Raw genomic sequence first — 14,893 nt, forward strand, 5'->3', positions numbered from 1 at the left:
ACTATTTATTTTTAATATTATCGCCACTGCATCAACGCTGAATTTAATGCGACCTCAACTCTGTGACGTGGTTTATGGAAATAGCTCAGTCCGTGTCCCGGAATCATGACATCCATATCTACTTTGGCAAATTTTCTTAAAGATTCGGTATAGATTTTCTTGTCAAAATCAATCGAACCACCCCAGCCGAAATCTCCCCCCAGCAGCGTTCCTATAACATCACCGCTGAAAACGATATATTTATTTCCCCATTTTAGACCAAAAGCTGTGCATCCCATGCTATGTCCAGGCAAATGCATGGTGTTGAATTCAATCCCAAAAACAGTAAATTTCTCTCCATCCGAAACCGTTTGGTCTACTTCAAAAGGTGTAAAAGTTTTATGGTATAAATAACCGCAGCAGCGTTCATCTCCCGATAAAACCGCGTCAGCCGTTTCAGGAGACGCGATGAATTTTACGCCTTGTTCTTTGAGCAGATACCCGCCGCCCGCATGATCAAAATGGGCATGTGTCAGGATGCAGTAAGCAATATCTTCCGGGTTTAAGTCCCAGTATTTCATATTCGAAGAAATCTGTTGCAGCGTATCACCACAGCCGCAGTCAATCATAATCAATCCGCTTTCTGTTTTGATGATATACGAATTGCCATCGTTCCATAAAGCGCCCTGCACATCAAAAGTGATTCCGTTAAGATCACCTCCAACCTGATAAATATTTTTTAGAAGCTGCATCTGTTTTTGTCTGATTCCTGAAAAGTTCAGTGGATTATCCTTTACTATACGATGAACTGCTGATGAAAGGCTACTGCGTTTGTGATTGATTTGCAAGGAAAGTAAACCGGAAGAGGCCATTTTCAAAATGATAAAGCCTGTCATTTTGAAATGGTTTTCGGGCTTTTTGAAATTGTTAATTTTAGTATAATTGGTTGATAATTAACTACTTATTATTAAACGTATTAGTTTGGAACAGGATTTTAAAGCTTTTCTTTTTAGATTGAAATGTTGTAAAATAAAATTAAAACCATGACAAAAATACCCGAGCCGGAAGAGGAGGAAGAGAACGAATCTGAGACCGATCACAGATGCGCGCCCGCCATGTGACCCAATGGATATTAATCATTTTTTAATTTTTTATAGATCGTTTTTTAATACCCACACCATAAATTCGCATCCGTACCAAAGTTGTTAAGATGCAGATATTACTGGTGGAAGATGACCCCAAACTAGCCGGATTTATAAGAAAAGGTTTTCTTGGAGAGCAGATTAATCTGGAAATAGCCTACGATGGCCTAATGGGAAAAAGGCTGTGCGAGCAGAGAAAATTTGACGCTATTATTCTGGATGTGAACCTTCCGGGTATCAATGGTTTTGATTTGTGCCGATTCATTAAAGACAACTGGCCTCAGACGCCGGTGATGATGTTGACAGCGTTCGGCATGATTCAGGATAAAGTTTTAGGTTTCAAGGCGGGTGCAGATGATTATCTGACCAAGCCTTTTGAGTTTGAAGAATTGCTGTTGCGGATCAAGGCGCTTGCCCGAAGAAATAATCATTTTTCCAGCCCTGGAAAAATTTTGAAAGTTAGCGATTTGGTACTTGATACAGATAGTCAGCATGTGCGCCGTGGCGATATAGCCATTGAACTTACCAAAAGAGAGTACGAGCTTCTTGAATATTTGATGCACAATAAGGGTAAAATTGTGAGCCGGACTGACATTTTGGAAAGAGTCTGGGATCTTCATTTTGATACAAATACCAATATTCTTGACGTTTATATCAACTATTTGAGAAGAAAAATCGATAAAAATTTCACGGAAAAATTACTTCATACGATCATTGGAAGAGGATATACTTTGCGTGAACCATGAGCATCAAGCAAAATATTACGGTTGCTTTTACGCTGATAGTGGCTACTATTCTGGCACTTTTTTCTGTGTTTGTCTATTATTCTTATGAAGATTACAGAGCGGGACTGATGCAGGAAAGGCTTTCTGCCAGAGCTGAGGCAACCAAAAGAATGCTCAGCAATCCGGAAACTTCCAAAACAGATGTTTTATTTCCACTATCCGAACAGTATGAAGGGGTTTATGATCAGCACAATAACCTCGTTGTTGCCACTTCACAAACCAGTGATTATATTCCGGATCCTGTTTTTCTTGCTTTGGTAAGATCAAAAAAGAAACATGGTTTTACCTATGATTCGCCTTTGTTTGAATTTAAAAAGGAGGGTGTGGGGCTGACTTATCTTAAAAATGGAAAAACCTATCTTGCGCTGGTCACGGCTTATGATGTGCATGGCTACAATATGAGCAGGACGCTCCTGTTTTCATTGTTTTTTGGGAATCTTCTCGCTTTGGTTATTATTGGCATCACCGGATATTTTTTTTCGCGAAGAGCTATGTTGCCATTTGATCATCTGTTAAAACAAATGGATAAAGCGCCTGTTGATGATTTCCGTTTCAGGATCGCTATCGGTGCGCAACAAAATGAAGCGGCTTCTCTGGCCAGTTCATTTAACAGGTTGCTTGAAAAAATAAAAGAGCTTGCAGACAATCAAACAAATTTTATTTCCTACGCTTCTCATGAGCTCCGAACCCCGCTCACCGTCATAAAAGGAGTTTTGCAAACTTCCATGAGCTATGATAATAGCAAGGCAGAATGGAAACAATCTGCAAGCGAGGCAGTTGAGCAGGTAAACCACGCTATTGAACTTTCAAATAATTTATTGTTTCTTGCTGAAATTGAAGGATTACGTTTTACGGCTGATAAACAGCGTATTAACATTATTGATCTGGCGATAGATTCTGTCTCCTACATCAATCAGAAATATCCTTCGCAGCCGGTAAATCTTGAAATTGTTGAGAATGAATTAAATGTAGGAGATTTTCAGGCAGTCACCGAAGGTGTGCCGCATCTTTTGCGGTCGGCTGTAAATAACGTGCTTGATAATGCCTGCAAGTATTCTGAATTGCAGCCTGTTACAATAAGGATTATTGAAGATAAGCAAATGTTGGTCTTAGAGATTTCTGATATGGGGATCGGCATATTACCGGGCGATCTTCAAAATATTTTCCTGCCTATGATGCGAGGACAAAATACAGGTAAGGTTAACGGTTTTGGAATAGGGCTTTCTCTTGTTAAAAAAATCGTTGATTTTCATCTTGGGACCCTTGTCATTGATTCTGTTACCGGCCAGGGGACTACGGTATCAATCGGTTTGCCATTAAAATCTTTCTAATCGCATTTTAATACCAGCCTAAGACGGCTCTTAGACCGCCTCCTGGATTTGACACTGTAATCAAAAACGGTTTCATGATAAAATCTCTTTTTCTGCTGTGTTTGCTTTTCAGGTTTGTTTCCGAGAGGGAGAACAGGTTAAAATCTCGGAAGCTACGTCCTGACTTCAGAACCGGATTATCTGTAAATCCGTTTCTGAACAAATTTATGCATTGAGCTGTCTAGCAGCAGTTTTACTTTGTTATAATAAGGCAGCGCAATTTTGCTCGGACGGATATCCCATCCGCGGTCATAATTTACAATACAGGATTTTATAAAGTTATTTGTACTTTCTCTAAGTACCGGATCCCATATCGCCAGTTTTGAAATTCGACCTTTGTCGATGCCCAGTTTTGTAACGTTATTGAGGATCAGCGCAGAAAACTCATATTGGTCAACAATTCCGGATACCCAAAGCGCACCTGCAATGGTGGGTTCATCCAGTCGTTCTTTGAACTCAGCAACAATATCCGCTTCCTTTGGGGAGGTCAAATCCAGTTTCTGATTTTTGAGATATTCGTCAATAGCTTTGTTTACATGGTCAACCGGATCAGATCCGTCAAGTTCGCTCAACTGCTGTAAGCGCTTGATCTGAAAGTCAGTCAGCCGTACATTTTTGCGAGACATTTTTTGCATAACTATTCCTTTATCGTTCAGCACACATCAAACTTACACACCTTAAAAAAGTATTCAATAGCAAAAAGAATATTTTTAGCTCAAGACGAGAAATTTGGAATTATTCCTATTACAGATACCCCGCTTGATGGAGGCAAAACTCATTTAGGTTGTGTACTTAATGCGTATCTTTTTGCTGGTGAGGTATATAGCTATTCGTTCATTTTGTGCGTCGTTGTTTGCTGATCAATGAGTCCCGATTATTACTAAAGAAAATCTGGTATTGGTTTTATGACGTCTAAACCTTAACAGTTTTTATTTTTTACCAGCCATTTGGGAAGCTTTCCCGTCCATAATTTTTAGCAAGTTACTCTTGCACCTGAAAGGTCGAAGGTAAATCCTGTGTAAAACTGTTCATTGGTGAGACAATTTAGGTGAGAGATCAGTCGCTTCTTCCAGCATTTCGCAGCGTTTCATTGGTATTTTGTCGGTCATTTATTTGACCTGAGCTTTGGGCATTTGCGTCAACAAGCGGGGTTTGGATAACGGCTGGTGCAAGCAGATTGACAGTTATACTATTCTCAGCATATTCTTTTTCCTACACTTTTCCCATCGTGATCATTGCTGCTTTGCTGGCATAATTAGGTAAGCATTCCTGCGTTTCCGTCCTTTCCGGCTAAGGTGTTATGTAAAAAGAATAGCTGCGCAATTCTTTTTATTTATCAAAATTAAAGATTTCAAGATGAATTTGTGTGATTAAAAGGATGTTGTTTTTGAATCTGCATATACTTCAAAAAATGCCTCCAATAGTCCATAGAGCCATTTTTTATTTAAATAAGAGGATATTTTAATAAAATTTAAAAAGTATTTTTGCGTTAGATTAAAGACGGATTTATAAAGACTTTTGTTTACGTATTTAATAGATGAGCCCTGGATTCCGGGGCTCTTTCTATTTTTAGGTATATGCTTTAAAATGTTATCTGGTTAAAAGTTTTTTTCTTCACATATCAGATTGGGACAATTGATAGCTTCGTCGTAAATTGTGGGGATAAATGCCGTAATCACAGCACTATCGCACGAACAACTGGAAGGAGAAAATACGCCGATCGGATTGATTCTTTGTACGGGAAAAAGTGAAGAGCAGTTGAATTGTTACAACTGGATAAAAGCAATATTAGAGTAGCGGATTATCTAACCGTTTTACCTTCACAAAAACTTCTGCGTGAAAAGTTACATAAAGCCGTTGAAATTCCCCGGCAAAAACTTATTCAACAGGATTAGAAAAGTAATTAACCCTTTTATGATGATATCTAAAAACTTCAAATTGTATTTTCTTGTGTTGACAGGAATTTTCCTGCATATGCAGAGTTTCTCCCAATCTGTCACAGAAATCAAGAAATTCAAAGTGGCCGAGGCAAAACAAGCCGTAGCGGTTGATGATCATTTCTTTTACGTGATCAATAACAGCACAATTGGCAAGTTTACAAAAAAAGATGGAAAGCTTGTCACAACCTGGGATGGGACCAGTGAAGGAATTAAACATTTGAACAGCGGTGTTGTCATCAAAGGGAAATTGTATTGTGCCAATTCTAATTACCCCGAAATTCCAATGGCCAGTTCTGTTGAAATTTTTGATGTGAATACGATGAAACATGTTGGAAATCATAGTTTTGGTATCGCTGAGCACGGCTCGCTGACCTGGATTGATCAGAAAGATGGTTTTTGGTGGATCGGTTTTGCACATTATAGCGGCAAAGAGGCGAGTGAAGGCAGAGACGTTCGCTGGACTTCGCTTGTGAAATTTGATCTGGAATGGAGACAAACGGAATCCTGGATATTTCCCAAGAATATTGTTGAGCTTTTCACGCCAAAAAGTAATTCCGGCGGAGCCTGGGGAAATGACGGATTGTTGTATTGCACCGGTCACGACAGGCCTGAGCTTTATGTGATGAAATTGCCAAAATCGGGCTACACACTTGAACATATCCGCACGCTTCCGGCTGAAATTTATGGGCAGGGAATTGCCATTGATCATTCAATAAAAGACAAGCAGATAATTTACGGTCTTAACCGCGCGACGAATACGATTACTTTATCTGAAATCAAATAATTAGTTTTAACATTATGGATCGATTTTATTAACCTTGTTTATTATATAAAATCACCGACGTTAACAGTTCGATATGTCAAAAGAGCAGTCCTATATTCCGGCGTCAAGTCTGGATTTTTTGAAAGTATTGAGAGAAAATAATAACCGTGACTGGTTTAATGAACACAAGGATGAATTTATTGAGCAACAGGCATTCGTAGAGGATTTTGCAGGTTCATTGTTAAATGAGCTCAATAAAGAAGATTTGATTGAAACACCATCAGGTAAAAAAATCCTGCACCGGATTTACCGCGATACCCGTTTTTCAAAAGAAAAAATTCCATACAAAACCAATTGGAGTGGCAGTTACACAAGAGCGACCAAGCAAAGAAGAGGTGGTTATTATTTTCATATTGAGCCGGGAAACAGCTTTGTAGCTGGCGGATTTCAGGGGCCAAATGCGGAAGATCTGAAAAGAATCCGTGATGATATAAGTTTTGATGCGGCACCTTTACGCAAAATTTTAAACAGTAAATCCTTCAAAGATACCTTTGGGACTTTGCAGGGAGAGCAGGTGAGAACTGCGCCAAAAGGTTTTGATAAAAACGATCCGGCTATTGATCTTCTTCGTTTTAAACAGTTTTTATTGATCAAAAGATTTGCTGATGAGGAAGTACTTGGAGCTTCTTTTCTGAAAGAAGCCAGTTCGGCTTTCGAAAATATGCGTCCATTTTTTGATTACATGAGTGAAGTTTTGACAACAGATCTTGACGGTATGAATATATAAAGAAGTCTTTCTTTTGAAAGCACAACATAAAAATGCTTCATAAACCTGAAAATCAGGTTTATGAAGCATTTGCTTTTTCTAATCCTGAAATCATTATCCAGCGGACTTCCAATCGGTTATTTTCAAAAAATATTATTTTCCATGTGATTTTTCCGGCCTTTTCTTCACTAATTGAGCGTAGTCACTTTCAGGATGGAAAATAAGAAAGAATTTATCGAAATCATTCAGCAAAATGAAGGCCTCATTTTTAAGGTGGCGCGGGTATATACCAACACGAAGGAAGATGAGCGTGATCTTTATCAGGAAATTATTTATCAGTTATGGAAATCTTTCGCATCGTTCAGAAGGGAATCTAAACTAAGCACCTGGATGTATCGTATAGCACTGAATACCGCAATTGCGCAGTTGAACAAAGAAAAAAGAAAAGGATATCAGATTCCGATCGATGAAATTTTGCTCAACAAAAGTGATGTGCCTGACACGCTGGCGGACGAACGAAGCGAAGTTTTATTTGCCCACATCAAAAGACTAAGTGATCCGGAAAAGGGGATAATCCTGCTTTATCTGGAAGGAAAAAATTACGAAGAAATCGCGACCATAACCGGATTTACAGCTACAAACGTGGGTACGAGACTGGGAAGGATCAAGCAAAAATTAATGTCTCAGATTAACTAAAATAACACTGTTATGGAATTGGAAGAAATGAAGGCGCTATGGGGAGAAATGTCCAGGGAAATGGAAAAGCAGAAAAAATTGACGGACTCAGTTATTGTTAAAATGACAGAATCAAGATATCACAATAAAATAAATAAAATCGTACTGCCAGAGGCCTTTGGGGCGCTTCTTTGTTACGCACAAGCAATATATATTGTACTCAATTTTCAGAAGCTTGATGGTTGGTACTTAATGATTTGCGGGATTGCAACGACTTTGATATTATGCATAATGCCGGTCTTGTCGTTTCAGGCTGTTCGTAAACTTCGCTCGGTCGATATTTTGACGAACAATTATAAGGAATCTCTACTGCAATATTCAAAAGGGAAAATCCGGTTTGTGCAGTTTCAAAAACTGAATTTTTATCTGAGTGCTTTACTTCTCGTCGTTATTCTGCCTGTGATGGTTAAGCTTCTTGGAGGAGGCGATCTTTTCAAAACATCGTATTTGATGTATTGGTATGTCGTTGGGTTTCCATTCTTTTATTGGTTTACAAAATGGGTTTTTAATTATTATGTCAGGACTGCGGCCCATGCCGAAAATGTGTTAAAAGAATTACAAGATTAATTATTGACACGGTATTATTGAAATTGTCTCTTTAAGAAAAGGCATAGGCGATAACTTTTTGTTATTGCCTATGCCTTTTTATGATAAAAACCTGACTGAAATTTCCATGACCTTTGCCTATCAAAACCTAAGAATTATGGACAATCACAAACATATAAGCGGTAATTATTCGGGATTGTTATTAAACCTGGCGGAAGGTCGGCGGAAAGTAATTTTTATCATTTGTACTGTGCTTTGTCTGACCCCTTTTGTCAGTCCGGCGGTTGCGCTTGTGATGGGACTTGTTGTGGCGCAGTTCAGCGGCCATCCGTATTTGCATCTTAATCATAAAGCAACACATTGGTTATTGCAGCTTTCGGTAGTGGGCCTGGGTTTTGGAATGAACGTGCACAGCGCTATTCGGGCTGGAAAAGAAGGCGTTTTATTTACAATTGTTTCGATAGTTCTAACACTCGGTATTGGTTATAGCCTTGGCAAGTTTTTTAAGATTGAAAAGAAAACTTCCTTTTTAATTTCATGCGGCACAGCCATTTGTGGCGGGAGTGCAATTGCGGCTGTTTCTCCGGTAATCAAGGCAGAAGAAAAACAGATTTCAGTGGCTTTGGGATGCATTTTTATTCTTAATTCAGTTGCCCTGGTTATTTTTCCAATTGCAGGCCATTATTTCAATTTGTCGGAAACACAGTTTGGAATGTGGTGCGCTTTGGCGATACATGATACCAGTTCTGTTGTTGGCGCGGCCAGTAAATATGGCGGTCATGCTTTGGAAATAGCGACTACTGTAAAGCTGACAAGAGCGCTCTGGATTGTTCCGGTAGCATTTGTTTCAGGCTTTATTTTTAGAAATAATGCAGGCAAAATAAGCATTCCTTATTTTATCGGTTTCTTCCTGTTGGCTATGATTGCCAATACCTATATTCCAGAAATCGCAGCTTTGAGGCCGTTTCTAATCTACATTTCGAAGGCAGGTCTTACATTTACTTTATTTTTGATAGGAGCGGGGTTATCGCGAAAAGTTTTAACTTCCATTGGCTTTAAGCCGTTGCTCGCCGGACTTTTATTATGGTTGCTAATATCCGCTTCGGCTTTGTATGCTGTGATTCATTTGGTATAATTACAGGTTATTAATCTGTTTTAGAAAACGATCCCAGCTCATGATCTTTGATTTCCGGTTACAGGTATTTCACACAGTTGCCCGGCGGCTTAATTTTACAAAAGCTGCGTCAGAATTGTTTATTTCCCAGCCGGCTGTTACAAAACATATTCATGAACTCGAAAGTCAGCTTAAAATAAAACTTTTTGAAAGAAATGGTTCGAAAATAAAACTGACTCAGGCAGGTGAAATTCTGCTTTCTCATGCCGAACAGATTTTTGAAATCTATCGCAACATCGAGTTTGATATCAACAGTCTTGCAAACAGGCAAAGCGGAATACTACGGTTAGGCGCAAGTACGACCAACGCCCAATATGTTTTACCGCCGATTCTGGCCGCTTTTCATAAAAAGTTTCCTGAGATACAAATCACATTAACCATCAATAATACCGAGCAAATTGAACAGGCTCTGCAAAATAAAGAAATAGACCTGGGAGTTATTGAAGGGTATTCCAAGAATTCGGGCATAAAGTATACCGAATTTTTAAAGGATGAAATTGTGCTGGTGTCCAGTACAAAAAATCCGCTGGTGCAGTCAGGTTCGGTTAAACCTGAGCAATTAAAGCAGATTCCTCTGCTGCTCAGAGAGCCGGGATCAGGGACACTTGAAGTGATTAGCCATGCTTTGAAAGTCGCCGGGATTAATATTTCAGAGTTGAGCAGTGAAATGCAGCTTGGTGGAAGTGAAAGTATGAAACTTTATATGCTGCATTCCAATTGTATGGCTTTTCTTTCTGTCCATGCAGTTTTGAAAGAGTTACAAAATAAGGAATGTTATATTGTTGACGTCGAGGGACTTAACATTGAGCGTTATTTTTACTTTGCGATATTACACGGTCAGCCGGAAGCTTTGCCGGAATTATTTATCAGGTTTGCACGCCATTTTGTTAAGTAAATGAGCTAGTAGAATCGGTACAATTATGATTTTGTTTATAAGATAAAAAAAGAAAATATAAGCTTGAAACCACAATCAGTTGCTTTTAAACTAAATTGTTATGAATAAGTTATTGAAAAAAAATCCGCAAAAAAAACGGATTCAGGTGACGACTTTAAAGATAGTCTCCGGACTTGCGGGCTTTTTTCTTTGCCTTATAATGCTATTTAATTTTTCCGGATTTTCCGGTCAAATTTCGGCAGCGATAACCGGTTCAGGAAATGGTTTGAAAAAACCTTCTTTTAAGATTTTGAAACAACAGGAAATGTGGCAGCCGCCCAAAATTGAAAATATTCCCAAAACACCGGAAGGGAAATTGATCCTTTATGGCCGGGATCTGATCGCGAATACTGCACAATATTTGGGGCCAAAAGGAAGCGTGCGGCATATCAGTAATGGTATGAATTGCCAGAATTGTCATCTGAATGCGGGTACCAAAATCATGGGGAATAATTATGCAGCTGTGTATTCCACGTATCCTAAATTCAGGGCAAGATCGGCTAGCCAGGAAACGATCATCAAACGGATTTCTGACTGTTTCGAGCGGAGTTTGAATGGCAGCAAACCGGATAGCAACAGTAAGGAAATGCGGGCTATGGTAGCTTACATGAAATGGCTGGGCAAAGGCACTGCAAAAGGCGAAACTCCCGAGGGGACAGGACTTGAAAAATTGCCGTACCTTAACCGTTCGGCAAATCCTGAAAACGGCAGAATTATTTATAAAGCAAAATGTGAAAGTTGTCACGGAGTAAACGGCGAAGGGATTCCTAACCCGGATAAAATCACTTTTATTTATCCACCTCTTTGGGGAAAGAGCAGCTACAACGACGGAGCAGGACTTTTCCGGATTTCTTCCTTCGCAGGTTATGTAAAAAACAATATGCCTTTCGGAGCAAATTATGAAAATAAAATTCTAACCGATGAAGAAGCCTGGGATCTTGCGGGATTTGTGAATTCGCAGCCACGACCACACAAAGACCAGAAAAATGACTGGAAGGATATTACCAGAAAGCCCATCGATTTTCCTTTTGCACCTTATGCGGATGATTTTTCAGAAAAGCAACATAAATTAGGACCGTTCCAGGCTATTGCTGCCGCTCAAAAGCAAAACAATAAATAGTACTTAACCTTTAAAATAAATTATATGAAAACGATTAAAACCTTATTTTGTCTGGCCGTTATGTTTCTGTCGGTGAGTGCTTTTGCTCAGACTTTAAAAGTGAATCCAGCTGATTTTCATGGTGCGGCCGCCGATAAAAAGTCTTACAAAGTTGTCTACCAGTTGAATACAGATGATGAAAAGGTTATTAAGGCAACCATGAAGAATATTAACAATGCCCTGGAAGATCCGCGTTTGAAAGGAAAGCTGGAAGTGGAGCTCGTAGTGCATGGAGGAGGCGTAGCAGTTTTCAAAAAAGATCAGCCTTATGAAACGCAATTGAAAGAACTTCAGGGAAAAGGAGTGATTTTGGCGGAGTGTGAAAATACCATGCGTGAACGCAAAATCAGCCGGGACGAATTATTTGATTTTATATCCTATGTCCCAAGCGGAAACGGTGAAATTATCATCCGCCAGCAACAAGGCTGGGCTATTGTCCATCCTTAATTTGTTTTCATTATAATGTAAAGCCATGAAAAGGTTTCTTTTTAATATTTCAACTATTATTGCTTTGACAAGTTTTAATCAGGTTTTTGCGCAGGATTACCGCTTCGATCCGCCGTGGAACAAGCCATGGTCTGATGGGCTCAATTTTACCATTCCGGGGATTGATAATGTGCCGGATTTGTATGGGGATATCGTTGATCCGCAACTTGTTGTGTTCTTTGCTGGCAACCAGTTTATGGTTGTTGATGATCTTTTGACAGCTTTTAAAAAGCAATATCCCGAGTATACCAGAATATTTGTTGAAACGTTGCCGCCAGGAATTCTTGCCAAACAGATCAAAACCGGATCGGTGACGATTGGTAATATGCGCATCACACATCAGCCAGATGTATACACGGATGGAAAACAGAAAATTGTGGAACTGACGGATATGTTCAGCCGTATTGAGCCTTATGCGAAAAACCGTCTGGCGATTATGGTACAAAAGGGAAATCCGAAAAGGGTTAAAGGGTTATCTGATTTAGGACGAAGAGATGTACTGGTAAGTATGCCAAATCCGGAGTGGGAAAGTGTAGGAAAGAAAATTGAAGAGGCTTATGTAAAGGTGGGCGGAGAGCAACTTCGAAAGCAGATTATGGTAGAAAAAGTCAACGACAAATCAACTTATCTGACCCAGATTCATCATCGACAAACGCCTATGCGGATTTTGTACGGGAAATCCGAAGCCGGACCGGTTTGGTTTTCAGAAGTTTATTACCAGCAAATGCTCAAACATCCGGTGGAAGCGGTTGAAATTCCTGAAAAAGAAAATATCGAGGTTATTTACACAGCGGGACTGATGAAAAACGCTCCGCGTCCGAAAGCTGCAAAAGACTTTATGGATTTTCTGGTTAGTGAAAGGGCAAAAGCTATTTATAAAAACTACGGTTTTACGACAGAATAGATCGGAAATCTATCTCCTGTTGAATTGAATTTTTCAATGGGGGATAGCTGATCAAACTTCGATTTCGTTTTTGGTTGTTTTAAAAGAGCGCCGGTAATCGCTTGGTGTTACCATAAGGTTTCGAAGGAAAATTCTCCTCATGGATACAAGGCTAACAAGTCCGGTCTTTTCTGCAATCTGTTCAATATTCAAATCGCTTTCTTCAAGAAATTTACGGGCCATTTCTACACGGAATTTTTCTACGAATTTGGCAGGTGTTAAACCTGTTTCCTTCAAAAAAACTCTGGAGAAATTCCTTGGACTCATATTACTTTGGATTGCGAGCTGTTCCACGCTCAAATCTTTGTTCAGATTTGAAACCATCCATTCATGAATTTTACCAATCAAATTATGCGCTGATTCTGGCTCAGGCAATAAGTCTGCAAACTGGGTTTGAAACCCTGGTCGTTTGAGATATAAAACCAGATGCCGGGCAACGGAGACCGCGATTTCCCTTCCGTAATCTTCTTCCACCAAAGCCAGGGATAAATCAGTGGCGGAGGACACGCCGCCAGAAGTATAAATATTTCCATCTTTCACAAATAGCTGCGAGGAATTGACAAGTATGTCAGGAAAATCGTTGTGCAATCTTCCGCCCTTTTCCCAATGCGTGGTGACGTTTTTGTTGCTTAAAAGACCAGCTTTGGCCAAAGCAAATGTTCCGATACAAATGGAACCGATTCGGCGAACTTTCGGATAAATTTCTGAAAGCCATTGATAAAAATCCGAAGTTTCTATAACCGGATTGTCAAAATTATAACCAGCTATCAAAAGCGTATCAATAGGCTGGCTAATGTCTTCGATTTTAAACGGAGAACTAACACCGATCCCTGATCTGGTCACTACCTGATCGGACCGATCCGCGGCTACCACCATAACTTTGTAAGCATTTTCAATACCGGTTTTTTCATAAAGCACTTTAGATGCCTGAAAAAACACATCACCCGGACCTGCAATTTCCAGTAAGGGCAGGTTCGGGAATGCGACAATTACAACAAGTTTTGAATGCTTCGGTACTTGCAGTTCATTCACTTTATTTGGAAGTGTTTATTATTTCTGAAACCAGTTCAGAAATACGGTTTGAAATTCCTACTTCATTGTCATACCAGGCAACCACTTTTACTATTTTTCCGATACTTCTTGTCAGTGTTCCATCAACAATGGATGAGTGTGTATTCCCCAAAATATCAACTGAAACGAACTGTTCTTCCGTATATTCAAGAACTCCATTCAATTCGTTCGATGCATGTTTTTTCAACACATCATTAATTTCATCGGCGGAAACCTGAGTTGCTAAATTTAGCGAAAGATCCACAATAGAGCCATCGACAACAGGAACTCGGTATGAAAAACCATCCAATTTACCTTTTAAACCTGTCAACACATCACCAATTGCTTTTGCCGCTCCGGTTGTGGTTGGTATTATGGATTGGCTGGCAGCTCTCGCTCTACGCAAATCACGGTGAGGCGCGTCCTGCAAAACCTGATCCGCCGTGAAAGCATGAACCGTGCTCATGTAACCTGATTCAATTCCAAATTCTTTATCCAGAATGTAAAGGATCGGGGCGATGGCATTGGTTGTACAGGATGCTGTGGAGTAAATATCGTCATCACCAGTAATGATATCATTATTGACACCACTTACGATTGTTTTGACACCACCCGATGCCGGAGCGGTAATCAACACTTTTTTTGCACCTGCGTTAATATGCGATTGTGCATGTTGCCGATCAGTAAACCTTCCGGTTGATTCAATAACGACATCAATTTCAAGATTTTTCCACGGTAGTTTTTCCGGATCTTTCTCGCTTAGCAGAATAATATCCTTTCCGTTTACCTTAATGCTGGTGCCATCTTCCGAAACCTGTCCGGGAAAGTGGCCGTGTGACGAGTCATATTTAAGTAAATGAGTGAGCGTTTTTATGTCAGTCAAATCGTTGATCGCTACTATTTCAACATTTTCCTTGTTTTGTAATGCGCGCAAGGTCATGCGCCCAATTCTTCCGAAACCATTGATTGCAATTTTCATTTTGTTAGCTTTTTATTACTACGAAATTGATTCTCTTTTAGAACCTGATCAGGTAACAAATGTAACTGATTTGGGAGTTGTCTGAAATGACAAAAAATATACAAATTCAGCCAATTTGGTTGAGTCTATTTGAATCTTCCCT

General features: G+C 39.6%; 16 protein-coding genes. 12 read left to right on the forward strand and 4 right to left on the reverse strand.

The features are described 5' to 3' along the window. Nucleotides 1-17: 17 nt before the first annotated feature. On the reverse strand, nucleotides 18-875 hold the full coding sequence (locus FDK13_RS19335; RefSeq protein ID WP_137341660.1) for an MBL fold metallo-hydrolase: 858 nt from the start codon (nucleotides 873-875) through the stop codon (nucleotides 18-20). Between the two features lie 314 nt (nucleotides 876-1,189). On the opposite strand from FDK13_RS19335, the gene FDK13_RS19340 reads away from it, so the two are divergent. Beyond that, nucleotides 1,190-1,867 (forward strand): response regulator transcription factor, encoded by a 678-nt coding sequence (locus FDK13_RS19340; protein WP_137341661.1) that lies wholly within the window; start codon nucleotides 1,190-1,192, stop codon nucleotides 1,865-1,867. Next, nucleotides 1,864-3,237 (forward strand): sensor histidine kinase, encoded by a 1,374-nt coding sequence (locus tag FDK13_RS19345; RefSeq protein ID WP_137341662.1) that lies wholly within the window; start codon nucleotides 1,864-1,866, stop codon nucleotides 3,235-3,237. Before FDK13_RS19340 ends, FDK13_RS19345 begins: the two co-directional genes overlap by 4 nt. A 176-nt stretch (nucleotides 3,238-3,413) precedes the next feature. Here the strand turns inward: FDK13_RS19345 and FDK13_RS19350 are convergent, their stop codons facing one another. Then, a complete protein-coding gene (locus tag FDK13_RS19350; RefSeq protein WP_229216108.1) occupies nucleotides 3,414-3,902 on the reverse strand; it encodes a DUF7678 domain-containing protein in 489 nt (162 codons plus the stop codon). Between the two features lie 1,288 nt (nucleotides 3,903-5,190). Here FDK13_RS19350 and FDK13_RS19365 point away from each other — a divergent pair. The 10 genes from FDK13_RS19365 to FDK13_RS19405 all read left to right on the forward strand — a co-directional run bounded on the left by FDK13_RS19365 (nucleotide 5,191) and on the right by FDK13_RS19405 (nucleotide 12,683). Beyond that, on the forward strand, nucleotides 5,191-6,000 hold the full coding sequence (locus tag FDK13_RS19365; protein WP_137341663.1) for a hypothetical protein: 810 nt from the start codon (nucleotides 5,191-5,193) through the stop codon (nucleotides 5,998-6,000). A 73-nt stretch (nucleotides 6,001-6,073) separates the two neighbouring features. Then, the gene (locus FDK13_RS19370; RefSeq protein ID WP_137341664.1) at nucleotides 6,074-6,766 is read left to right on the forward strand and encodes a DUF2461 domain-containing protein; all 693 of its coding nucleotides are present in this window, start codon (nucleotides 6,074-6,076) and stop codon (nucleotides 6,764-6,766) included. Between the two features lie 32 nt (nucleotides 6,767-6,798). Beyond that, on the forward strand, nucleotides 6,799-6,969 hold the full coding sequence (locus FDK13_RS35490) for a hypothetical protein (RefSeq protein WP_170982848.1): 171 nt from the start codon (nucleotides 6,799-6,801) through the stop codon (nucleotides 6,967-6,969). Further along, nucleotides 6,959-7,441, forward strand: a complete 483-nt coding sequence (locus tag FDK13_RS19375) for an RNA polymerase sigma factor (protein WP_137341665.1) — start codon at nucleotides 6,959-6,961, stop codon at nucleotides 7,439-7,441. The genes FDK13_RS35490 and FDK13_RS19375 overlap by 11 nt, the downstream gene beginning before the upstream one ends. Nucleotides 7,442-7,453: 12 nt before the next feature. Next, nucleotides 7,454-8,047, forward strand: coding sequence for a hypothetical protein (locus FDK13_RS19380; protein WP_137341666.1), 594 nt, complete (start codon nucleotides 7,454-7,456; stop codon nucleotides 8,045-8,047). A 136-nt stretch (nucleotides 8,048-8,183) separates the two neighbouring features. Further along, nucleotides 8,184-9,161, forward strand: a complete 978-nt coding sequence (locus FDK13_RS19385; RefSeq protein WP_137341667.1) for a YeiH family protein — start codon at nucleotides 8,184-8,186, stop codon at nucleotides 9,159-9,161. Nucleotides 9,162-9,201: 40 nt separating this feature from the next. Beyond that, nucleotides 9,202-10,095, forward strand: coding sequence for a LysR family transcriptional regulator (locus FDK13_RS19390; RefSeq protein ID WP_137341668.1), 894 nt, complete (start codon nucleotides 9,202-9,204; stop codon nucleotides 10,093-10,095). A 100-nt stretch (nucleotides 10,096-10,195) separates the two neighbouring features. After that, entirely contained in the window at nucleotides 10,196-11,254 is a 1,059-nt protein-coding gene (locus tag FDK13_RS19395; RefSeq protein ID WP_170982849.1) for a c-type cytochrome, read from the forward strand. Between the two features lie 24 nt (nucleotides 11,255-11,278). Then, nucleotides 11,279-11,740 (forward strand): DsrE family protein, encoded by a 462-nt coding sequence (locus tag FDK13_RS19400; protein ID WP_137341669.1) that lies wholly within the window; start codon nucleotides 11,279-11,281, stop codon nucleotides 11,738-11,740. Between the two features lie 25 nt (nucleotides 11,741-11,765). After that, complete coding sequence (locus FDK13_RS19405; protein WP_137341670.1) at nucleotides 11,766-12,683, forward strand: substrate-binding domain-containing protein; 918 nt, start codon at nucleotides 11,766-11,768, stop codon at nucleotides 12,681-12,683. A gap of 51 nt (nucleotides 12,684-12,734) precedes the next feature. Here FDK13_RS19405 and FDK13_RS19410 read toward each other — a convergent pair whose 3' ends face one another. Next, entirely contained in the window at nucleotides 12,735-13,754 is a 1,020-nt protein-coding gene (locus tag FDK13_RS19410) for a GlxA family transcriptional regulator (protein ID WP_137341671.1), read from the reverse strand. Nucleotide 13,755: 1 nt separating this feature from the next. Beyond that, the gene (gene gap / locus FDK13_RS19415) at nucleotides 13,756-14,751 is read right to left on the reverse strand and encodes a type I glyceraldehyde-3-phosphate dehydrogenase (protein ID WP_137341672.1); all 996 of its coding nucleotides are present in this window, start codon (nucleotides 14,749-14,751) and stop codon (nucleotides 13,756-13,758) included. Nucleotides 14,752-14,893: the final 142 nt, after the last annotated feature.

It is taken from the genome of Dyadobacter frigoris (assembly GCF_005280585.1).
In the GTDB taxonomy this organism is placed as follows: domain Bacteria; phylum Bacteroidota; class Bacteroidia; order Cytophagales; family Spirosomataceae; genus Dyadobacter; species Dyadobacter frigoris.

Excerpts from the sequence above, each read along its gene's own strand:
- FDK13_RS19340 (WP_137341661.1), top strand. The coding sequence starts at position 1,190 with ATGCAGATATTACTGGTGGAAGATGACCCCAAACTAGCCGGATTTATA.
- gap (WP_137341672.1), bottom strand. The coding sequence starts at position 14,751 with ATGAAAATTGCAATCAATGGTTTCGGAAGAATTGGGCGCATGACCTTG.
- FDK13_RS19345 (WP_137341662.1), top strand. The coding sequence starts at position 1,864 with ATGAGCATCAAGCAAAATATTACGGTTGCTTTTACGCTGATAGTGGCT.
- FDK13_RS19390 (WP_137341668.1), top strand. The coding sequence starts at position 9,202 with ATGATCTTTGATTTCCGGTTACAGGTATTTCACACAGTTGCCCGGCGG.
- FDK13_RS19380 (WP_137341666.1), top strand. The coding sequence starts at position 7,454 with ATGGAATTGGAAGAAATGAAGGCGCTATGGGGAGAAATGTCCAGGGAA.
- FDK13_RS19370 (WP_137341664.1), top strand. The coding sequence starts at position 6,074 with ATGTCAAAAGAGCAGTCCTATATTCCGGCGTCAAGTCTGGATTTTTTG.
- FDK13_RS19375 (WP_137341665.1), top strand. The coding sequence starts at position 6,959 with ATGGAAAATAAGAAAGAATTTATCGAAATCATTCAGCAAAATGAAGGC.
- FDK13_RS19350 (WP_229216108.1), bottom strand. The coding sequence starts at position 3,902 with ATGTCTCGCAAAAATGTACGGCTGACTGACTTTCAGATCAAGCGCTTA.
- FDK13_RS19395 (WP_170982849.1), top strand. The coding sequence starts at position 10,196 with ATGAATAAGTTATTGAAAAAAAATCCGCAAAAAAAACGGATTCAGGTG.
- FDK13_RS19365 (WP_137341663.1), top strand. The coding sequence starts at position 5,191 with ATGATGATATCTAAAAACTTCAAATTGTATTTTCTTGTGTTGACAGGA.
- FDK13_RS19405 (WP_137341670.1), top strand. The coding sequence starts at position 11,766 with ATGAAAAGGTTTCTTTTTAATATTTCAACTATTATTGCTTTGACAAGT.
- FDK13_RS35490 (WP_170982848.1), top strand. The coding sequence starts at position 6,799 with ATGCTTCATAAACCTGAAAATCAGGTTTATGAAGCATTTGCTTTTTCT.
- FDK13_RS19400 (WP_137341669.1), top strand. The coding sequence starts at position 11,279 with ATGAAAACGATTAAAACCTTATTTTGTCTGGCCGTTATGTTTCTGTCG.
- FDK13_RS19385 (WP_137341667.1), top strand. The coding sequence starts at position 8,184 with ATGGACAATCACAAACATATAAGCGGTAATTATTCGGGATTGTTATTA.
- FDK13_RS19335 (WP_137341660.1), bottom strand. The coding sequence starts at position 875 with ATGACAGGCTTTATCATTTTGAAAATGGCCTCTTCCGGTTTACTTTCC.